Annotated in this window: 15 protein-coding genes, 2 tRNA genes and 1 pseudogene; 13 read left to right on the forward strand and 5 right to left on the reverse strand. The window is 72.5% G+C overall.

All coding sequences use genetic code 11. The features are described from left to right. Nucleotides 1-171: 171 nt before the first annotated feature. Both ACFYY6_RS13215 and ACFYY6_RS13220 read left to right on the forward strand, forming a co-directional pair. Nucleotides 172-663, forward strand: coding sequence for a TIGR02611 family protein (locus tag ACFYY6_RS13215; RefSeq protein WP_351517297.1), 492 nt, complete (start codon nucleotides 172-174; stop codon nucleotides 661-663). A 54-nt stretch (nucleotides 664-717) separates the two neighbouring features. Continuing rightward, nucleotides 718-789: transfer RNA gene (locus ACFYY6_RS13220), tRNA-Val, on the forward strand. A gap of 474 nt (nucleotides 790-1,263) precedes the next feature. Here the strand turns inward: ACFYY6_RS13220 and ACFYY6_RS13225 are convergent. Further along, on the reverse strand, nucleotides 1,264-3,816 hold the full coding sequence (locus tag ACFYY6_RS13225) for an SCO7613 C-terminal domain-containing membrane protein (protein WP_389193075.1): 2,553 nt from the start codon (nucleotides 3,814-3,816) through the stop codon (nucleotides 1,264-1,266). Between the two features lie 92 nt (nucleotides 3,817-3,908). Here ACFYY6_RS13225 and ACFYY6_RS13230 point away from each other — a divergent pair, with 92 nt between their 5' ends. Both ACFYY6_RS13230 and ACFYY6_RS13235 read left to right on the forward strand, forming a co-directional pair. Further along, the gene (locus ACFYY6_RS13230) at nucleotides 3,909-4,355 is read left to right on the forward strand and encodes an SRPBCC family protein (protein ID WP_351517294.1); all 447 of its coding nucleotides are present in this window, start codon (nucleotides 3,909-3,911) and stop codon (nucleotides 4,353-4,355) included. Nucleotides 4,356-4,394: 39 nt separating this feature from the next. Further along, nucleotides 4,395-4,466 (forward strand) — tRNA-Val (locus tag ACFYY6_RS13235). An 85-nt stretch (nucleotides 4,467-4,551) separates the two neighbouring features. Here the strand turns inward: ACFYY6_RS13235 and ACFYY6_RS13240 are convergent. Beyond that, entirely contained in the window at nucleotides 4,552-5,277 is a 726-nt protein-coding gene (locus tag ACFYY6_RS13240; RefSeq protein ID WP_351517292.1) for an exonuclease domain-containing protein, read from the reverse strand. Between the two features lie 1,044 nt (nucleotides 5,278-6,321). Between ACFYY6_RS13240 and ACFYY6_RS13245 the strand changes: the two are divergent. Further along, nucleotides 6,322-6,719, forward strand: a pseudogene (locus ACFYY6_RS13245) (DUF4365 domain-containing protein); the annotation flags it as partial. 585 nt (nucleotides 6,720-7,304) lie between these two features. On the opposite strand, the gene ACFYY6_RS13250 reads toward ACFYY6_RS13245, so the two are convergent. Then, nucleotides 7,305-7,601 carry a hypothetical protein gene (locus tag ACFYY6_RS13250; RefSeq protein ID WP_389193078.1) on the reverse strand — a complete coding sequence of 99 codons (297 nt, stop codon included), beginning with the start codon at nucleotides 7,599-7,601 and terminating at the stop codon, nucleotides 7,305-7,307. A gap of 294 nt (nucleotides 7,602-7,895) precedes the next feature. On the opposite strand from ACFYY6_RS13250, the gene thrS reads away from it, so the two are divergent. Together thrS and ACFYY6_RS13260 are read left to right on the forward strand one after the other, a co-directional pair. Continuing rightward, nucleotides 7,896-9,881: a threonine--tRNA ligase gene (thrS, locus tag ACFYY6_RS13255; protein ID WP_351517291.1), complete on the forward strand. Its 1,986-nt coding sequence runs from the start codon at nucleotides 7,896-7,898 to the stop codon at nucleotides 9,879-9,881. A 273-nt stretch (nucleotides 9,882-10,154) separates the two neighbouring features. Next, the gene (locus ACFYY6_RS13260) at nucleotides 10,155-10,715 is read left to right on the forward strand and encodes an HIT domain-containing protein (protein ID WP_351517289.1); all 561 of its coding nucleotides are present in this window, start codon (nucleotides 10,155-10,157) and stop codon (nucleotides 10,713-10,715) included. Between the two features lie 311 nt (nucleotides 10,716-11,026). Here the strand turns inward: ACFYY6_RS13260 and ACFYY6_RS13265 are convergent, their stop codons facing one another. Then, entirely contained in the window at nucleotides 11,027-12,697 is a 1,671-nt protein-coding gene (locus ACFYY6_RS13265) for a hypothetical protein (protein ID WP_351517288.1), read from the reverse strand. Nucleotides 12,698-12,855: 158 nt separating this feature from the next. After that, a complete protein-coding gene (locus ACFYY6_RS13270; protein ID WP_351517286.1) occupies nucleotides 12,856-15,078 on the reverse strand; it encodes an elongation factor G-like protein EF-G2 in 2,223 nt (740 codons plus the stop codon). 430 nt (nucleotides 15,079-15,508) lie between these two features. On the opposite strand from ACFYY6_RS13270, the gene pgsA reads away from it, so the two are divergent. From pgsA to pdxT, 6 genes are all read left to right on the forward strand, one after another. Continuing rightward, complete coding sequence (gene pgsA / locus ACFYY6_RS13275; RefSeq protein ID WP_351517284.1) at nucleotides 15,509-16,189, forward strand: phosphatidylinositol phosphate synthase; 681 nt, start codon at nucleotides 15,509-15,511, stop codon at nucleotides 16,187-16,189. Further along, a complete protein-coding gene (locus tag ACFYY6_RS13280; RefSeq protein WP_389193082.1) occupies nucleotides 16,186-17,166 on the forward strand; it encodes a phosphatidylinositol mannoside acyltransferase in 981 nt (326 codons plus the stop codon). Before pgsA ends, ACFYY6_RS13280 begins: the two co-directional genes overlap by 4 nt. Then, entirely contained in the window at nucleotides 17,163-18,323 is a 1,161-nt protein-coding gene (locus ACFYY6_RS13285) for a glycosyltransferase family 4 protein (RefSeq protein WP_360114560.1), read from the forward strand. Before ACFYY6_RS13280 ends, ACFYY6_RS13285 begins: the two co-directional genes overlap by 4 nt. Before the next feature lie 91 nt (nucleotides 18,324-18,414). Beyond that, the gene (locus ACFYY6_RS13290) at nucleotides 18,415-18,960 is read left to right on the forward strand and encodes a hypothetical protein (protein WP_351517280.1); all 546 of its coding nucleotides are present in this window, start codon (nucleotides 18,415-18,417) and stop codon (nucleotides 18,958-18,960) included. A 168-nt stretch (nucleotides 18,961-19,128) separates the two neighbouring features. Then, a complete protein-coding gene (gene pdxS, locus ACFYY6_RS13295; RefSeq protein ID WP_351517278.1) occupies nucleotides 19,129-20,049 on the forward strand; it encodes a pyridoxal 5'-phosphate synthase lyase subunit PdxS in 921 nt (306 codons plus the stop codon). 6 nt (nucleotides 20,050-20,055) lie between these two features. Beyond that, the gene (gene pdxT / locus ACFYY6_RS13300; protein WP_351517276.1) at nucleotides 20,056-20,649 is read left to right on the forward strand and encodes a pyridoxal 5'-phosphate synthase glutaminase subunit PdxT; all 594 of its coding nucleotides are present in this window, start codon (nucleotides 20,056-20,058) and stop codon (nucleotides 20,647-20,649) included. Nucleotides 20,650-20,688 lie beyond the last annotated feature (39 nt).

Genomic DNA, 20,688 nt, shown 5'->3' on the forward strand with positions numbered 1-20,688 from the left:
TCAGTGTGCGCTCGGGGATTCGCACGTCGGCGAAATCGACATGCCACCTACGGTGGCGTTGTAAACCCCTCTGACCTTTTTGTGTTCCTTCGGTTCGCTCGTACGGCGCTGTGTAACTTCGGGTTATACGGCCATTCCGGTGATGAAGCCCGTTCCGGTAGGTTGGCTGTCGTGAATGAGGAGAGCGATGAGCGGGACGGTGACGCCGCGGCGGCGAAGCCCGGACCCGTCACGGGGGACGCGGCCGAGGGGATGCCCGGAGACGCCTCGGGGAGCGTGACGAAGGAGGACGGCGCGCTCGGCTCCCGGGCGCCCGGCTTCATCAAGGCATCCAGGGCCCTGCACCTGAGCTGGCAGGTCGGTGTCTTCGTGGTCGGCCTCGCGGTGGTCGTGGCCGGGATCGTGATGCTGCCGCTGCCGGGCCCCGGCTGGCTGGTGATCTTCGGTGGCATGGCGATCTGGGCGACCGAGTTCGTCTGGGCGCAGCTGGTCCTGCGCTGGACCCGGCGGAAGGTCACCGAAGCCGCTCAGCGGGCGCTCGACCCCAAGGTCCGGCGGCGCAACGTCATCCTCACGGTGATCGGCCTGGTGATCGCCGCGGTGCTGGTGGGGGTCTACGTCTGGAAGTTCGGCATCACCATGCCGTGGAAGATCCACGAGTGACCCCGGGTTGGTCATGAGGGGCCGCTGACATGGGGTAATGTTTGGTCTGCGCCCGGGCGATTAGCTCAGTGGGAGAGCGCTTCGTTCACACCGAAGAGGTCACTGGTTCGAACCCAGTATCGCCCACCGGGACGGAGGGGCCCATGAGACCGAAGAGTCTCATGGGCCCCTCCGCGTCGTATGGAATGGCCGGATGTCGGATGCGGCCGAGAATTCCCGCGTCGTCTTCGCGTGGGCGAAGACGGAGTCCTTTGTTCGGGAACTGTCGTTCGAATCTCGGGTCGGTGCGGTTCCCGGCGCGCCTCATTCGCATTTCCCTTGCGCACTGCTAGGGGAGCGGCCCTCCGGGCAAGCGGAATTCCCGGCGAGTTCCGTGCGCGGGACCGCTTGAACACAGTTCCCCGACGACTTGCCGAACTCCGTCGCAATTCCCGGCCGGTGCGACGGAATTCGCTGAATTCCGTTCGGGCGGGGGCAGTTCGGCCGAGCGCCTGCGCTTCTCCGGGTGGTGCCGGGCGGGGCGTCCGTGGCGTACGGGCGGCGGAGCGGGCCGGCCCGTGGCCCGCGGGGGGCGACCGGACCGGCCCGTACGGCGGACCGTCAGCGCATGCGGCCCAGAGCCTCCTTGAGACGCCGTGCGTCACGCAGCCGCTGCTCGTACGTGGCACCGACCACCAGCAGCAGCACCCCGGCCAGCGCGGGCGGCACCCAGCGCGGCAGGACGCCGACGACCTGGACGACGTACGGCGCGAGTTCGTGCACGGCGTCCAGGGCCAGCACCGCGCCACCGATCAGCAGCAGGGCCTGAAGCCGCAGCCGCGCACCCAGCAGCGTGATCACCAGCGCCGCAGAGCCCAGCAGCAGCGGTCGCGGCCAGTCCGGATCGGACCACGCCGCGAAGAGGCTCGGCACCAGCGTGGCCGCGAGCCCCGCCCCGTACGCCGTCCACGACGACGCCTCGGGATCACGGCGGCGGCGCAGCACGCCGACCACCAGCGCGGGCACCGTCACCGGCAGGGTGTACGCCTCGGGGGCGAGGACGCCGGAGGCCGAGAGCCTCAGCCAGGCCGCCAGGACGAACAGCGTCGTCGCCGCGTATCCGGCCACCGGCCGCCGCTCGGGCCGCAGGGCCGTGCCCGCCGCCAGCACCCCGCACAGCGCCAGCACCAGGGCCAGGAACGCCCGGTCCGGGACCGCCATGCCGACCGCCACCACCGCGGCCACGGCCCCGGCCGCCTCCACCGCGAGCGCCGGGGGCCGGCCCCGCAGCCACGCCCCGACCAGCACCGTCAGCGCGGGGACGACGAGGACCACCGGGGCCGCCCGGTGCGTGTCGAGCCCCAGCGACGCCCCGGCCGCGAGGGCCAGCACCGTCGCGCACGCCACCGCCCCGAACGCCGCCACCGCCTGCGCGATGTGCAGCACGTCCTCCCGCCGCGCCGCCCGGACGGTCGGTGCCGCGGGCCGTCCCCCGGCCGCCGACGCCGCCACGTCGCCGATCATCACCGCGACCGCCCCCGACACCAGCAGCAGCACCCCGAACACCGCGTACGTCGTCGCTTCCGCCGCGAGCGACAGCAACCCCGTACTCCCGGCGCCGACCAGACCGCACACCAGCGCGGCCGTTCCCACCGCGCCGTTCCCGCGACGCAGCGCCCGCACCGCCCCCGCGAACAGTGCGACGACCAGCAGCAGCCACACCGTCGCGGCCGCCGCGTACGACAGCCCGAGCACCGCCGGGGTCACGGTGAGCCCCGCCCAGCCGAGCACGACCGCCACGACCCCCGCCATGCCCCGCCACGCCGGGCCCGGCGCCGACGCCGCGCCGACGATCCGCGCCGCACGCGTCCACCACCGGTGCGCCGCCCCGGCCAGGACGGCCACCAGCACGAGCACCACGGGGGCCGAGCCCATCCGGGACCACGCCAGGTCCGCCGCGCCCAGCGCGCCCCGGGCACCGCCGTCCGGCGCACCCGCCCACACCCGCGCCAGCTGCGACACCGCGCCCGTCAGCGACAGGACGACCGGAGGCAGCGAGGCCAGCACAGCCGCCGCGACCACCGACGCGGAGGACCACACCACCCCCTGCCCGACCCGGCGCGGCAGCGGGGCCCGCACCACTGCCGACAGCGCCAGCCCGCACAGCAGATAGGCGAGCACCGACCAGCCCCAGGGCTGCCCGGCGCGCAGCACGCCGCCCACCGCGGCCACGGCGCACCACCCGGCCACCACACCACCGGCGACCGCGAATCCGGTCGGCGCGCGCCACGTCCCCGACACGGCGACCGTCGCCCCCGCGAGCAGCAGCGCCGCCGGGGCCAGCGCGGCCCCCGCCGTACCGGACGTCAGCGACAGGGTCAGGCCGATCAGCAGCCCCGCCGGGCCCGTCGTCCAGCACCCCGTGCAGGCCGTCACCCGCACTTCGAGACCCTTGCCCCGCAACGCGATCGCGCCGTCCATCGCCGCCGTCGCCAGCAGTGCCCAGCCGAACGCCGAGGCCCCGGCCCCCGCCGACCACGCCCACAGCAGCAGCGGGAACTGCGCGCTCACCACCGCCAGGGGCAGTGGCAGCCGCAGCCGGTCCAGCAGCAGGCCGTACCCGGCCCAGAGCGCCGCCAGCACCGCCGAGGCCACCGCGGCGAACCCGGGGCCGTCGGCGTCCGGCACCGCCACCCGGTGCAGCGCGTACGCGTCCAGCACCATCAGCACCGACGCCAGCGCGGCGACCGATTCCGCCGTCGCGGGCAGCCCGCGCCGCAGCAGCACGGCGGGCACGCCCAGCGCCGCGAACGTCACCACCGCGAGCACCGCCGAACGGCCGGCGATGCCCATCTCGCCCCAACTGACCAGGGTGAACGCGATCGCCGCGACCGCCAGCAGCAGGCCGCCCAGAGTGAGCAGCACGTTGCGGACGCCGCGCTGCCCGGCCGGCGCGGCGTCCACACCCGGCGGGGCCGCGAACGGGACCGGCGGACGGTCCGGAGCCGGCCCGGGCGGAGCGGCGTACGGCGGCGTGGGCGGCACGGCGGGTCGCGACAACACGCTCACCAGCCAGGCGCGACGGACGAGCAATTGGGACCGGCGGGCGTCCAGTCGGGCCAGTTCGTGATCGAGGAGCGCCAATTCCTCCGCGGGCGGCGGCATGTGTTCCATGAACGGGAGTGTGGCCGCGGCCCCGGCATCGGACATGCGTGCGCATACTCAGTTCCCCGCATGAGTACACGGCGGACACGGAGACTGGGGGCATGGACTGGAACCACTACCGCTTCACGAGCGTCTGGGACCTGCCCGCCCCGCCCGCCGCCGTCTACGCGGTCCTCGAACGGGCCGACGACTACCCGCGCTGGTGGCGGCAGGTCCGCGAGGTCACCCCGCTCGATGCCGCCACCCGCGCCACCCGGATCCGATCGGTCCTCCCGTACGGCCTCGTCGTGACCATGCGCGAACGGCTCCGCGACCCCCGCGCCGGGGTGCTGGAGGCGGAGCTCGGCGGTGACCTGGAGGGCTGGGCCCGGTGGACGGTCACCGCGCGCGGCACGGGCAGCCGGGTCGTCTACGAACAGGAGGTGGAGGTGCGCAGGCGGCTGATGCGGCTGCTCGCGGTGCCCGGGCGTGCCGTGTTCCGGGCCAACCACGCCTTGATGATGCGTGCCGGACGCCGGGGCCTCGCGGCCCGGCTGGAAGCGGTTTGAACCGGAGCCGCCGAGCCCTGTATGGTTCAACCCGTTCCCGGGCGATTAGCTCAGTGGGAGAGCGCTTCGTTCACACCGAAGAGGTCACTGGTTCGAACCCAGTATCGCCCACCGGGAGAGGCCGGTCCGTCAGCGGAAACGACGGACCGGCCTCTGTTGTCGTATTCACCGCGGCCCGCGACGTGTCGCGGCGGGGTCACGCCGCGCTGGGGAGCGCGGGGCGCAGCGGCCACGCCGGATCCACCGCCTCCTCCGTGCCGTTCTTCGCGAACCACGCCTGCAGGCCGCGCGCCTGCGCCGCGTGCCACACCGCCTGCAAGGAGTGCAGTTCGGCCGGCGTGAGCCGCTCCAGGCGGGACGAGAAGCGCCGCCCCACCGCCCGCACCAGCTCCAGTGATGCCGTCGCGTCGGCCGCGGCGTCGTGCGCGCCGTCCAGGGCCACCCCGTACAGCGCGCAGAGATCGGTGAGCGTCCGCCGCCCCTTGCGGTATCGGTCCAGATGTTTGTCGAGCACGCGCGGATCCAGCACGCACAGCGGCACGTTCTGCAGGCGCCCGGCCAGTGACGACGCCCGGTGCCTTCTCAACTCACGGTCCAGCAACGTCAGATCGAACGGAGCGTTCATCACGACGAGCGGCCGCCCGGCCGCGCACTGCTCGGCCAGCGCACGCGCCAGCTCCTCCATCACCGGTGCCGGCCAACGGCCGTTGCGCTGGAGGTGATCGTCCGTCAGTCCATGGATCTCGGTGGCCGGGGGCGGCACCGGAACCCCCGGATTCACCAGCCACCGGGTGACCTGCACCCGGCCGCCCGCCGTTTCCTGGACGACGAGGGCGGCCGAGACGATCCGGTCCTCCTCGACGTCCACGCCCGTCGTCTCCGTGTCGAAAGCGGCCAGCGGCCCCTCGTACCAGTGAGTCATCCCCGAACTCCTCGCGCCCGTAAGGCGGATGGCGGTCCCCGCCCGCAACGCTGATACCCGCGCCCGTGGTCCCGTACGCCGTTTGCGCGCCGCCCCGCGCGGTGACAACTCCGGCGATGGGCAAGGAAGTTGTCCGGACCCTCCATCGAAGAACCCAGCGGCACCGCCCGGAGGCCACCCGCAGCCATGGCGCTCGCGCGGTCCGAACCGAGCGGGCCGGTGCCGCGGCGGTCCGCACCGCCGCGCGGCACACTCGCCACCACCGCCTGCATGGAGACCCTTCGGGTGGGCTGGTGCTGTGGCCGGAAGGGCTCACCGGCTCGCGGTGCCCGGCACGGCATTTCGCCGCGTTGTCGCATCAGCCGAGTACGTCCCGTACGAGGGCGATCCTCCGCCTTGCGATGCACCGCACCGGACGCCGCGAGCTTCCCGGCAAACCCTTCCGGCCACTAGTGCCGCGGCAGGCAACGTTTGCCCGTCAAGGAGCGCGTCCGGTACGTGCTCTCGGTGTGCCGGCCGGAAGCCCTCGTACTGGATGTACTTGGGATTTCGGCCGGTGCGGCGAGAGGGCGTGCCGGGCGTCGCGACGGGGCGAACGTTGCCTGATGCGGCACTAGTAGTGCTTGGTCAGGTTCTTTCGCCGGTGGCGTGTCCGTTTGATCGGTGTGTCGTTGACCAGGTGTGATGGGTGGGGAGTTGGCCGAGAGCCCACGTAGCCCCTTCCCCAAGCTCTCGACTGCGTTCGAGCAGGGGAGACCCCGTCCGAGGGCTTTCGGCCGCCTTGCGATCAATGGGGTGTCCCCTGCTCGAACAAGGCTGAGAGCTTGGGGAAGCACCGGACGACGCTCCTTCCGGGCAAACCTTGTCGGTCACGGCACTAGTGCCGCATCAGGCAACGTTCGCCCCGTCGCGACGCCCGGCACGCCCTCTCGCTGCACCGGCCGAAATCCCAAGTACACCAGTACGAGGGCTTCCGGTCGGCACACCGAGAGCACGTACCGGACGCGCTCCTTGACGGGCAAACGTTGCCTGCCGCGGCACTAGCTGCACAAGGTCGCCGCCGCGGCGGGATGCTCCCTCTCGCAGCCCTTCCCCGGAAACGGCATCGACCGGCACCTCAGCCACGGTGTTTCCGGCCACGCCGTGGCCGACGCGGTGACCATCGAGGTGCAGCTCAAGCGCACCTGCCGGATCCCTCCGCGCCCGCCGGGAGCGACGTTCGCCTCCACCCTCGACACCGGATCCCGGTCGTGGTGATCGCGCCCCGCGTCCGCGACGACTGGCTGCGCGCCGGTCCCGACGAGCGAGCCCTGCGGCACTGCTGCTACCGGACCGACCTGGCGGGCCACGCGGTGACGGGCCGGAACCGGACCACCGTGCGCATCCCCGCCTCGCGGATCTCCGACGACCGGGCGCTCTGCGGGAGCATGGCCCGCGTGGGTCCGGAGGAAGGCATTGAGGCACCGGCCGACGGACGATCCCGGCGGCGACGGCGCCCTCGCGCTTGCCCGTCCGCGCCCCGCCGCCCCGGCCGGGGCCGCCGTCCGGACGGGGCCGGGGAACTGCGCACCGCCACCCGGCGGATCCTGCTCGCCCCGGCGCTGTCCGCCCGGGCGCGCGCCGGGTATCACCGGGCTCGCCGCCGCCGGGCACGGGCGGCCCTCGCGGGCGTCCTCGTCGGACCGGCGTCCGGCGTCCGTCGGCCCACTGCGTTCGTCCCCGCGGAGACGGGGGCGGGGCGTGCCGTCGCCGTACGGCTCCACCACACCCTGCGCGCCACCAGGGCGGCCGTGGACCACCGGCGGGCGACCGGCAGCTTCGGGGTGTTCGACGGCGCGGTCGCGGCCGGTGCGGGCCGGGAGCTCGCCGAGGCCGTCGTCGCCCTGGTCCGGGGACCGGAGGGGCCCGCGGCGCCTTGGAGCGGGAGGCCGCGGCAGGTGTCCCCGAGGGCTGCACGCCCCGCCCCGAGCCGGTCGAGTCCACCCCCGGCGACCCGCCCGCCCTGCACGGGGCGGGCGTCCGCCACCTCAGAGGACGAGTCCGCCGTGAGCGTGCGGATCACCGGCACCGTCGTCCGGCTGCGCCGTTCGCAGCCGCGTGGTGCGGGGATCGAGCGGCTGAGGGTGCTGACCGGTGCCGAGGCGAACCACGTGCGGCTGGAGCCGGACGAGCAGGCGTACGAGATCGCGGGCCACGCGCATCCGGGGGGGCCTGCCGGTCCGGGTGGAGGGCCGGCTGGGGAGCAGGGGCGGGTTCCGGCGCCCGACGCGGGTCTCGCGGGTGGCGCCCGTGCGGGTCGGCGAGCCGGAGCGCGACCGGCTCATGAAGACGCTCCAGGGTGGCGCCGATCCCGTGGAGGAGGAGCGCGCGGACGAGGAGGGCCATGTGGGCGAGGAGGGAGCGCGGGCGCATGGCGCCGTCCGCCTCTTCCGCCGTGCGCGCACCACCGTCCGTGCGTCCGCACGGCGTCCGCACGGATCCGGCCGGGAAGGCGCCCGCCGGGGGAGCGGCGGGCTTCGCCGCCAAACCGTTTCGCAGAGGGGGCCCGCGGCTCGGTACGATTCGTATCGCACGCCCATCGACGAGAGCGTGCGTTCCCCCTGAGTCAGGAGAGACCGGTGTCAGACGTCCGTGTGATCATCCAACGCGATTCCGAGCGGGAAGAGCGCGTGGTGACGACGGGCACTACGGCCGCCGAGCTCTTCTCCGGCGAGCGCACCGTCGTCGCTGCCCGGGTCGCCGATGAGCTGAAGGACCTCGCGTACGTCGTCGCCGACGGCGAGGTCGTCGAACCCGTCGAGATCTCGTCCGAGGACGGCCTGAACATCCTGCGGCACTCGACCGCGCACGTCATGGCGCAGGCCGTGCAGCAGCTCTTCCCCGAGGCCAAGCTGGGCATCGGCCCGCCGGTCAAGGACGGCTTCTACTACGACTTCGACGTCGAGAAGCCGTTCACGCCCGAGGATCTCAAGGCCATCGAGAAGAAGATGCAGGAGATCCAGAAGCGGGGGCAGCAGTTCTCCCGCCGGGTCGTGACCGACGAAGCGGCCCGCGAGGAGCTCGCCGACGAGCCGTACAAGCTGGAACTCATCGGCATCAAGGGCTCCGGCTCCGTCGAGACCGCGGGCGACGGCGCGGACGTCGAGGTGGGCGGCGGCGAGCTGACCATCTACGACAACCTCGATCCGAAGACCGGCGAGCTGTGCTGGAAGGACCTCTGCCGCGGCCCGCACCTGCCGACCACCCGGTTCATCCCGGCGTTCAAGCTGATGCGGAACGCCGCGGCGTACTGGCGCGGCAGCGAGAAGAACCCCATGCTCCAGCGCATCTACGGCACCGCCTGGCCCACCAAGGACGAGCTGAAGGCGCACCTGGAGTTCCTGGAGGAGGCCGCCAAGCGCGACCACCGCAAGCTCGGCAACGAGCTGGACCTCTTCTCCTTCCCGGACGAGATCGGCCCGGGGCTCGCGGTCTTCCACCCCAAGGGCGGTGTCGTCCGGCGCGCCATGGAGGACTACTCGCGTCGGCGTCACGAGGAGGAGGGCTACGAGTTCGTCTACTCGCCGCACGCCACCAAGGGCAAGCTCTTCGAGAAGTCCGGTCACCTGGACTGGTACGCCGACGGCATGTACCCGCCCATGCAGCTCGACGACGGGGTGGACTACTACCTCAAGCCGATGAACTGCCCGATGCACAACCTGATCTTCGACGCGCGGGGGCGTTCGTACCGCGAACTGCCGCTCCGCCTCTTCGAGTTCGGCACGGTGTACCGGTACGAGAAGTCCGGCGTGGTGCACGGCCTGACCCGCTCGCGCGGCTTCACGCAGGACGACGCGCACATCTACTGCACCAAGGAGCAGATGGCGGACGAGCTCGACCGCACGCTGACCTTCGTCCTGAACCTGCTGCGCGACTACGGTCTGACCGACTTCTACCTGGAGCTGTCCACCAAGGACCCGGAGAAGTTCGTCGGCTCCGACGAGGTGTGGGAGGAGGCCACCGAGACGCTGCGCCAGGTCGCCGAGAAGCAGGGCCTCCCGCTCGTTCCGGACCCGGGCGGCGCCGCGTTCTACGGCCCGAAGATCTCGGTGCAGGCCCGGGACGCGATCGGCCGCACCTGGCAGATGTCGACGGTGCAGCTCGACTTCAACCTGCCCGAGCGCTTCGACCTGGAGTACACCGGCCCGGACGGCTCCAAGCAGCGCCCGGTCATGATCCACCGCGCCCTGTTCGGCTCCATCGAGCGCTTCTTCGCGGTGCTCCTGGAGCACTACGCGGGTGCGTTCCCGGTGTGGCTGGCCCCGGTGCAGGCGGTCGGCATCCCGATCGGCGACGCCCACATCCCCTACCTCCAGGAGTTCGCGGCAGAGGCCCGGAAGCGGGGACTGCGGGTCGAGGTGGACGCCTCGTCCGACCGGATGCAGAAGAAGATCCGCAACGCGCAGAAGGCGAAGACGCCGTTCATGATCATCGTCGGTGACGAGGACATGAACGCGGGCACGGTGTCGTTCCGGTACCGCGACGGCTCGCAGGAGAACGGCATCGCCCGTGACGAGGCGATCGCCAAGCTCGTCGACGTGGTGGAGCGCCGCGTGCAGGTGTGACCCGCCGGTCCGGGAGCCCGCCTTCCGGACACGGTCCGCGCCGGTGAGCGCGGGAGCAGGGCCCCGGGAGCCGACCGCCCCCGGGGCCCTGCGTCGTTCCGCCCGCGGCGAGCGGCCGCGTCCGGGCGGAGCGGCGGCGGGGCCGCCGAGTCGGGCCGTACGGCACGGTCCGCGACACAGACCCTGCCGGGGCGGCCGGGTGCTCGTCTCCCCGGCCCCGGAGTGCGCCCGCGGGTGCGGCCCCGGCCACACGTCGCCCCGGAGCGAAGCAATATGCTGATCGGCATGACGAGTGAGCCGGAGCAGCAGATCGGAGTGGGGACGCCCGACGCCTTTCAGCGCCTGTGGACGCCCCATCGGATGGCGTACATCCAGGGCGAGAACAAGCCGACCGGTTCGGAGGCCGGTGACGGCTGTCCGTTCTGTGCGATCCCGTCGAAATCGGACGAGGACGGGCTCGTCGTCGCGCGCGGCAGCAGCGTCTACGCCGTCCTGAACCTGTATCCGTACAACGGCGGGCACCTCATGGTGGTGCCGTACCGGCACGTGGCCGACTACACGGAGCTGGACGGCCCCGAGACCATGGAGCTGGCGGACTTCACCAAGCGGGCGATGGTCGCCCTGCGGGCGGCGTCCGGGGCGCACGGGTTCAACATCGGGCTCAACCAGGGGGCTTCCGCGGGGGCCGGCATCGCCGCTCACCTCCACCAGCACCTGGTGCCGCGCTGGGGCGGCGACACCAACTTCATGCCGGTGATCGGGCACACGAAGGTGCTGCCGCAGCTGCTCGCCGACACGCGCGCGATGCTGGCCGCGGCCTGGCCGACGGACTGATTCCGGTGGACGGACCGGTCCCCGGCGGCGGGACCGGCTCCGGGCGGCCGACCGGCCGGACTCGGTCCTGGCCGACAAACCGGGTCCGGCCGGGTGCCGGCCTGCGGGTCCCGTCATGGGTCCGCGCGCTCGGCGGTTCGAGTCCGGCCGTGACCATACGGGAAGGCCGCCCCGCGTGCCGGACGATCATGTGTCGTCCGGCACGCGGGGCGGCCTTCGTGCGTCCGCATCCGTGGTGCGGACTGGGCCGGGGTGGCCGTGCCCGTCGTCCGCGCCGGGCCGCGGGAGCCCGACGCGATCCGCAGGCGGTGTCATGCGTCGTACAGGTCGGCCTTGCGCGGGGTCGGGTCCTGCACCAGCCCGCTCAGCACCATCGAGCGGTTGTCGAAGCGTTCCGTGTCGACGCCGTTCTCCTCCAGGACGCGCAGCGCGGCGCTGTGCACGGCGCGCAGCACGGGAGTGGCCGCGCGCATCGCGTCGTCCGCCATGAAGCGGTGCCGCCACGGCTTCTCGGCCCAGGCGTGGCGCAGACCGAACGGCTCGGGCAGGGCGATCTTGCCCCCCAGATAGTCGAGCAGCGGCGGATACCAGGTCAGCGGGGCGCGCAGAGCGAGGCGCACGACCTCCGAGGCGTCGACCAGCGGGAGGGTGATGTCGCGCGTCTCCCAGAACCGGACGGTCTTGTTGACCGTCTTCGTCTTCGCCGCGGGCTTGCTGGTGAAGAGCGAATGGACCGGGCCGAGCGCATGACCGGTGACCTCGATGCGCAGGGTCTCGTAGAGCACCGTGACCGTGATCATCATGGTGATGACCAACTGGCCGTCCCAGAGGGTGAACTGGACGCCCAGATAGTGCCGGTCGCCGCCGCCGAACTGCTGATGGTTGCAGATCCGCTGTATCTCGTGCGGCTTGACCTGGAACGTGGCCACGTCCTCGCCGTCCGGACGGGACACCGAGTCGGCGTTCTCACCGACGGGCGACACGATCCAGTGGGTGACCGACGGCGTGGGGAATCCGCCCGTGTTCAGCGGGCCGCGCTCCAGCACCTTGAGCTGGTCGTGGACGGCTCGTATCAGATCCCAGCTCCGGAAGCGGTTGAACTCCTTGTCGGGGTCCTTGGAGACGAGTTCCTCGGCGAGCTGCCAGCTTCCCCACCGGGTCCCCATGCCGAGGATCCCCTTGGGGCCCGCGTAGAAGACCGAGTTGGACTGCTGCTCCGCGGAGAGCTTCTCCAGGCTCTGGCGCAGCGCCTCGCGAGAGGTCTCGCTGGGGTTCTTCGGCGAGGCCTCGGGGACCTTGGCGACGATGCCGCCACCGGAGAGCAGTCCCTCCCAACGGGCGCGCAGGTCCTTGGCGGAGGACTCGGCGATCCGTTTGGCGACGTACCAGCCGATGACGGGCGCGACGATCATCGCCCGTGCGTAGATCGCCAGGAAACCGGTGAGCGGGAGCTGGAGCAGGAGGAGCAGGGCCACGATGCCGACGACCGGCAGCAGGAGGTTGCCCAGCGAGGAGAGCGCCTTGTCCTTCGTCCGGCCGAGCCCGTCGCGCAACCGGAACGCGATGATCCACAGGAGCATCCCGGGCAGGAAGAGAACGCCGAACAGGACGGTGACGGCGGTCAGTTTGATGTCGCGGGCCCGGCGCAGACGCGTCGCCGACAGGCAGTGCTCGACGACCGTCCGCGGGTCGCTCCCGAAGGACTGGATGAGCGCCTTGCGGGCACCGCCCAGTGTGCGTTCCTGCACGGCACGGGAGAACGCCTCACCGAGGTTGGGCTTGAAGTAGTCGGACTTGAAGAACTTCGAACGCCCCGCTTTCACCTCCGACTTGTGCCACTCGCTGTTGGCGTCGAGGATCTTCTCCACGGGGCTGTCGCGGTACGCGGCGGAGGCGAGGGCGTTCGTCGCCACCGCCGCTCCGCCCGAACCCTGGATCGGGATCTGCGCTCCGGGAGAGAAATCGAATCCTTCGTTGGCCACCGTCGCCCCCACTCACCGCCGAGGAACCACTCCTGCGGCTGTTTCCCAACTGCCGTGCCCCGCACACCTTCTGAGCTGGGACCACAGGGTAACGTCCGGACCCCCGCGCCGTCCGCCCCTGTGGACAAACGGCGGACGGGGGAGGGCGGTGTGGGTGATTACACGCCAACGGGGCTGATTTCCTGCTGCTCGCGGATGCGTTCCGCCAGCCGCGGGGGCATCGGTTCGTGCCGGGCGTACGCCCGGTCGAACCGCCCGGTGCCGTGGGAGAGGGAGCGCAGGTCGACGGCGTACCGTCCGATCTCCAGCTCCGGGACCTCGGCCCGCACGAGCGTGCGTCCGGGGCCGGACTGTTCGGTGCCGACGACCCGGCCGCGCCGCCCGGACAGATCGCTCATCACCGGCCCCACGTACTCGTCGGGCACCAGGACCCGGATCTCGGCGACCGGTTCCAGGAGCTGGATGCGGGTGTCCGCCGCGGCCTCGCGCAGGGCCAGCGCGCCCGCGGTCTGGAACGCGGCGTCGGAGGAATCCACCGAGTGCGACTTCCCGTCCCGCAGCGTGACGCGTACGTCGACGAGCGGATATCCGGCCGCCACTCCGCGGGCCGCCTGGGCGCGCACCCCCTTCTCGACGGACGGGACGAACTGACGGGGCACCGCCCCGCCGACCACCTCGTCGACGAACTCGAGGCCCGACCCCTGCGGCAGCGGCTCCACGTCGATCTCGCAGATGGCGTACTGGCCGTGCCCGCCGGACTGCTTCACGTGCCGGCCCCGTCCACTGGCGGGCGCGGCGAAGGTCTCGCGCAGTGCCACCTTGTGCGGAACGGCGTCGACCCGGACCCCGTAGTGGCTGCGCAGCCGGTCCAGGGCGACGTCCTGATGGGCCTCGCCGAGACACCACAGCACCACCTGATGGGTGTCCTGGTTCTGTTCGAGACGCAGGGTCGGGTCCTCCGCGACGAGCCGCGCGAGCCCCTGGGAGAGCTTGTCCTCGTCCGCCTTGCCGTGGGCCCTGACGGCCAGCGGAAGCAGCGGGTCCGGCGCGGTCCAGGGCTCCATCAGCAGCGGCAGGTCGCTGCCGGACAGGGTGTCCCCGGTCCCTGCGTCGCCCAGCTTGGCGACGCAGGCCAGATCACCGGCGACGCACGCGGTGAGCGGGCGCTGCTGGGCGCCGAAGGGTGAGGAGAGCGCCCCGACACGCACCTCGGATTCGTGGAAGGGGGTCTCCCGGCCGGGTTCGGCGAGGCCGTGACCGAAGACGTGGACGGTGTCGTCGGGGCGCAGCGTGCCGGAGAAGACCCGTACGAGCGACATCCGGCCGACGTACGGGTCGGAGGCCGTCTTGACCACCTCGGCGAGGAGCGGGCCCTCGGGGTCGCAGGTCAGGGCCGGGGGCCGGGCGCCGTGCAGCGGGGTGACCCTGGGCAGGGGGCGTTCCTGCGGGGCCGGGAGACCGCCGGTTACCAGGTCCAGGAGTTCGACGGTGCCGACGCCCTGGCAGGCCCCCTCCGCGGCGGGGGCAGCGGCGAGGACGGGGTGGAAGGCGCCGCGCGCGACGGCGCGTTCCAGGTCGCCCAGGAGCGTCTCGACGTCGATGTCGGCGCCGCCCAGGTAGCGGTCCATCAGGGTCTCGTCCTCGCTCTGAGCGATGACGCCCTCGATGAGCCGGTCCCGCGCCTCACGGAGCTGGGCCCGTCCGCTCTCGTCGGGGGGCGTCTCCCGGCGCTCGCCCGAGGAGTAGTCGAGGACACGCCGGGTGAGGAGCCCGGTGAGCCCGGTGAGCGGGGCGTGCCCGTCGGCGCCCGCGGGGCCGTGCACCGGCAGGTAGAGCGGGAGCACGGCGTCGGGGTCGTCGCCGCCCAGGGCCTCGCCGCAGATCCGGGTCATCTCGTCGAACGAGGTGCGCGCGGTGTCCAGGTGGGTGACGACGATGGCGCGCGGCATGCCGACGGCGGCGCACTCGTCCCACACGGCCCGGGCCGCACCGGCCACCGCGTCGGCCTCCTGGGCGGCCGACACCACGAACAGGGCCGCGTCCGCCGCCCGCAGACCGGCCCTGAGTTCCCCGACGAAGTCGGCGTACCCCGGGGTGTCCAGCAGATTGATCCGGCAGCCGCCCCAGACGACGGGCACCACCGAGAGCTGCACGGAACGCTGCCGCCGCCGTTCGATCTCGTCGTAGTCGGAGATGGTCGCGCCGTCCTCGACCCGGCCCGCCCGGTTGACCGCCCCGGCCGTCTGCGCCAGCGCCTCGACGAGGGTGGTCTTGCCGGAGCCGCTGGGGCCGACCAGCACCACGTTCCGGAGGGACGGGGGCGGGTCGACCGTCGCCGCCCCGCCGGCGGCCCCGGTGTGTGCGTGTGTCCTGTCGCCCATGATGCGTGCCTCCCAGGTAGTGGCCCGGATCGGGAAGGAGAACCTGCGTGATGTGGGAAGAAGGCCGTACCGGCACGGGGAGTCCATGCGGCGGCCACCGCCGACGCCCGCGGTAATTTCGAGCTTTCCACTCGCGCCGGGCCGCGTCCATCCGTCGCCGACCCCGGCCCGTATCCGGCGCCATGACCTGCGGTGTCCGCCCGCTGTCGCATCCGGTCGCCCGGGCACGCGCGGTCCCGGGCCGCCGGGCGGGTTCTCGGGCCGCGTCCGCGCTGCGCCGGGCCGATCCCGTACTCCGCCGCGCAGCGGCCGTCCGTCGTGCGGCCCGGCGCGCGGCCGGTGCCCGGGGGGTGGAGTCCGGCGGGCGTGACTACGATGGGCCAGCCGGAGGCCGAAGGGGCCGCCCGGCCCACAGACCCTCGGGAAGGCCATGCTGAACAAGTACGCGCGTGCCTTTTTCACGCGTGTCCTCACACCGTTCGCCGCACTGCTGCTCCGTCTCGGCGTGAGCCCCGACGCGGTCACCCTGATCGGTACGGCAGGGGTGGTGGCAGGTGCGCTGGTCTTCTTCCCCGTGGGGGAGTTCTTCTGGGGCACGGTCGTCATCACGATCTTCGTCTTCTCCGACCTCGTCGACGGCAACATGGCCCGGCAGGCCGGGATCTCCAGCCGCTGGGGCGCGTTCCTCGACTCGACCCTCGACCGGGTCGCCGACGGCGCGATCTTCGGCGGCTTCGCGCTCTGGTACGCGGGCCGGGGCGACGACGACGTGCTGTGCGCGGTCGCGATCTTCTGCCTGGCGAGCGGCCAGGTGGTGTCGTACACGAAGGCGCGCGGCGAGTCGATCGGGCTGCCGGTCGCGGTCAACGGGCTCGTGGAGCGCGCCGAGCGGCTGGTGATCTCGCTGGTCGCCGCCGGGGTCGCGGGCCTGCACACCTTCGGCGTCCCCGGCGTCCAGGTCCTGCTGCCGATCGCGCTGTGGATCGTCGCCGCGGGCAGCCTGGTCACGCTCGTGCAGCGGGTGGTGACCGTGCGCCGCGAGTCCGCCGAGGCCGACGCGGCCGACGCGGCCGATGCCGCCGCCGGGCGGGGGAGCGGGGCGGCGCGGTGAGCGACGCGACGGGCGACGCACGCACCGGGCTGCGGGACCGGCTGACCGACGGCCTGTACGGGCTCGGCTGGACCGCGGTCAAGAAGCTTCCCGAACCGGCCGCCCGCGGCCTCTTCCGTACGCTCGCCGATCAGGTCTGGAAGCGACGGGGCAAAGGGGTGCTGCGGCTGGAGGCCAATCTGGCACGCGTCGTGCCCGGAGCGTCACCGGCCCGGCTCGCCGAGCTCTCCAAGGCCGGTATGCGTTCGTACATGCGCTACTGGATGGAGTCGTTCCGGCTGCCCACCTGGAGTCCGGCACGGATCAAGGCGTCCATAGAGGTCGCCGACGCGCACCGGCTGACCGAAGGTCTCGACGCCGGCCGCGGTGTCGTCCTCGCCCTGCCGCACCTGGCGAACTGGGACCTGGCGGGCGCCTGGGTGACCACCGAGCTCAAGGTCCCCTTCACCACGGTCGCCGAGCGGCTGAAGCCCGAGACGCTGTACGACAGATTCGTGGCCTACCGCGAGGGACTCGGCATGGAGGTGCTCCCGCACAGCGGCGGTGCCGCCTTCGGCACCCTGGCACGGCGGCTGCGCGCGGGCGGCCTGGTCTGCCTGGTCGCCGACCGCGACCTGTCCTCCTCCGGCGTCGAGGTGAGCTTCTTCGGCGAGAGCGCGCGCATGCCCGCCGGACCCGCGCTGCTCGCTCAGCAGACCGGCGCGCTGCTGCTGCCGGTGACGCTCGGCTACGACGACACGCCCGTGATGAAGGTGCGGGTCCACCCGCCGGTCCCGGTCCCCGAGTCGGGCAGCCGCGCGGAGAAGACGTCCTCGATGACGCAGGCGCTGGCCGATGCCTTCGCCGTCGGGATCGCCGACCACCCGGAGGACTGGCACATGCTGCAACGGCTCTGGCTCGCGGATCTGGAACCCCAAAACGGGAAGAAGGACCGGGCGGACGCACAGGACCGGGAGAACGGGGAGGTCCGCCCGTGAAGATCGGCATCGTGTGCCCGTACTCCTGGGACGTGCCCGGCGGAGTGCAGTTCCACATCCGGGACCTGGCCGAGCACCTGATCCGGCTCGGGCACCAGGTCTCGGTGCTGGCCCCCGCCGACGACGAGACGCCGCTGCCGCCGTACGTGGTCTCGGCGGGGCGGGCCGTGCCCGTGCCGTACAACGGCTCCGTGGCCCGGCTGAACTTCGGCTTCCTGTCCGCCGCGCGGGTGCGCCGCTGGCTGCACGACGGCACCTTCGACGTCATCCACATCCACGAGCCGACCTCGCCGTCGCTGGGGCTGCTCGCCTGCTGGGCCGCGCAGGGGCCGATCGTCGCCACGTTCCACACCTCCAACCCGCGCTCCCGGGCCATGATCGCCGCGTACCCGATCCTGCAGCCCGCGCTGGAGAAGATCAGCGCGCGCATCGCGGTGAGCGAGTACGCGCGCCGGACCCTGGTCGAACACCTCGGTGGCGACGCCGTCGTCATCCCGAACGGCGTCGACGTCGGCTTCTTCGCCTCCGCCGAACCCCGGCCCGAGTGGCAGGGCGGCACGATCGGCTTCATCGGACGCATCGACGAGCCCCGCAAGGGCCTGCCCGTACTGATGCGGGCGCTGCCCGCGATCCTCGCCGCACGCCCGGACACCCGACTCCTGGTGGCGGGCCGGGGCGACGAGGAGGAAGCCGTCGCCCAGCTGCCGCCGGAGATGCGCGGGCGCGTCGAATTCCTCGGCATGGTGAGCGACGAGGACAAGGCCCGACTGCTGCGCAGTGTCGATGTGTACGTCGCCCCCAACACGGGCGGCGAGAGCTTCGGGATCATCCTGGTCGAGGCGATGTCGGCCGGCGCACCGGTCCTGGCCAGCGATCTGGACGCGTTCGCACAGGTCCTGGACCAGGGCGCGGCGGGGGAACTCTTCGCCAACGAGAACGCCGACGCGCTGGCGACGGCCGCCATCGGGCTGCTCGGCGCCCCGGACCGGCGCGCGGAACTGCGCGAGCGGGGCAGCGCGCACGTGCGGCGCTTCGACTGGTCGACGGTCGGCGCCGACATCCTCGCGGTGTACGAGACCGTGACGGACGGCGCGGCGTCGGTCGCGACCGACGAGCGCACGGGGCTGCGCGCACGCTTCGGACTGGCGCGGGACTGACCGGACGCGGGACCCGGAAGGGCACGGGCCCCGGGGCCGGGCCCGGCCCGTGCTCCGGGCCGCGCACGCGCCGACGGTAGCCTTGCCGCCCGTGATCGAAACCCTTATCTGGATCGCCGTCGCGCTCGTCGCGATCGGCATGTACCTCAGCTGGACCGCGGGACGGCTGGACCGGCTGCACACCCGCATCGACGCCGCCCGCGCCGCCCTCGACGCGCAGTTGCTGCGCCGTGCCTCGGTGACCCAGGAACTGGCGACGTCGGGTGTGCTCGATCCGGCCGCGTCCATCGTGCTGTACGAGGCCGCGCACGCCGCCCGTCAGGCGGAGGAGGAGCAGCGCGAGGTCGCGGAGAGCGAGCTGAGCGCCGCGCTGCGGGCGGTGTTCGGCGAGACGGCGCAGGTGGAGGCCGTGAACGAGATCCCCGGCGGCCAGGAGGCGGCACTCGAACTCGCCGCGGCCGTGCGCCGGGTGCCGATGGCCCGGCGCTTCCACAACGACGCGGTGCGCGCGGCACGCGCCCTGCGTCGCCACCGCACCGTGCGGTGGTTCCGGCTGGCCGGGCACGCCCCGTTCCCGCTCGCCTTCGAGATGGACGACGAACCGCCGGTGGCCCTGGCGGACCGTCCCGCCGGCTGATCCCGGCGGCCGTTCCCGCGCGTGACCGGGGTCACAAGCCGCCCCGTACGCGTCCAAAACGATCCACCGGCCTCGCATTGGCCCTTGAAGTGGACCGCTCCCGGAGAGTTTGCTCAGCCCTGCACCCATCAGCGCTTTTCAGCGACTTTCTCCGAGTGAGGTCGATCCGTGTCCACCCTCCCCATCACCCCGCAGTCCGCCGACTCCCCGGCCACCGGCACAGCCCGCGTCAAGCGAGGCATGGCCGAGCAGCTCAAGGGCGGCGTGATCATGGACGTCGTCAACGCGGAGCAGGCGAAGATCGCCGAGGACGCGGGTGCCGTGGCCGTCATGGCCCTGGAGCGGGTGCCGGCCGACATCCGCAAGGACGGCGGCGTGGCCCGCATGTCCGACCCGAACATGATCGAGGAGATCATGGAGGCCGTCTCCATCCCGGTGATGGCCAAGTCCCGCATCGGCCACTTCGTCGAGGCCCAGGTCCTCCAGGCACTCGGCGTCGACTACATCGACGAGTCCGAGGTCCTCACCCCGGCCGACGAGATCAACCACAGCGACAAGTTCGCGTTCACCACCCCCTTCGTGTGCGGCGCCACCAACCTCGGCGAGGCCCTGCGCCGCATCGCCGAGGGCGCGGCCATGATCCGTTCGAAGGGCGAGGCCGGCACCGGGAACGTCGTCGAGGCCGTCCGTCACCTGCGCCAGATCAAGAACGAGATCGCTCGCCTGCGCGGCTACGACAACAACGAGCTGTACGCCGCCGCCAAGGAGCTGCGCGCCCCGTACGAGCTGGTCAAGGAGGTCGCGGAGCTCGGCAAGCTGCCTGTCGTGCTCTTCTCCGCGGGTGGCGTCGCCACCCCCGCCGACGCGGCCCTGATGCGCCAGCTCGGCGCCGAGGGCGTCTTCGTGGGCTCCGGCATCTTCAAGTCCGGAGACCCGGCCAGGCGCGCCGCCGCCATCGTGAAGGCCACCACCTTCTACGACGACCCGAAGGTCATCGCGGACGCCTCCCGGAACCTGGGCGAGGCCATGGTCGGCATCAACTGCGACACCCTGCCCGAGGCCGAGCGCTACGCCAACCGCGGCTGGTAAGCACCGATGAGCGAGACCCCTGTGATCGGAGTCCTGGCCCTCCAGGGCGACGTACGGGAGCACCTGATCGCCCTGGCCTCGGCGGACGCCCAGGCCAGGCCGGTCCGGCGCCCCGAGGAACTCGCCGAGGTCGACGGCCTGGTCGTGCCCGGTGGCGAGTCCACCACGATGTCCAAGCTCGCGTCCCTGTTCGGCATGCTGGAACCGCTGCGCGAGCGGATACGGGACGGGATGCCGGTCTACGGCACCTGCGCCGGGATGATCCTCCTCGCCGACAAGATCCTCGACCCGCGCTCCGGACAGGAGACGCTCGGCGGCATCGACATGATCGTGCGCCGCAACGCCTTCGGGCGCCAGAACGAGTCGTTCGAGGCCGCCGTGGAGGTCGCCGGGATCGAGGGCGGCCCCGTCCAGGGCGTCTTCATCCGGGCCCCCTGGGTGGAGTCGGTCGGCGCGCGGGCCGAGGTGGTGGCCGAGTACGGCGGGCACATCGTCGGCGTGCGCCAGGGAAACGCACTGGCGACGTCCTTCCACCCGGAATTGACCGGGGACCACCGTGTTCACGCCTTGTTCGTGGACATGGTGCGCGCAGTCGGCTGATTCGATCCCGGTAGGATCTCCCGGGTTCCGATCGATTTT

The organism is Streptomyces sp. NPDC001750 (assembly GCF_042892615.1).
In the GTDB taxonomy this organism is placed as follows: domain Bacteria; phylum Actinomycetota; class Actinomycetes; order Streptomycetales; family Streptomycetaceae; genus Streptomyces.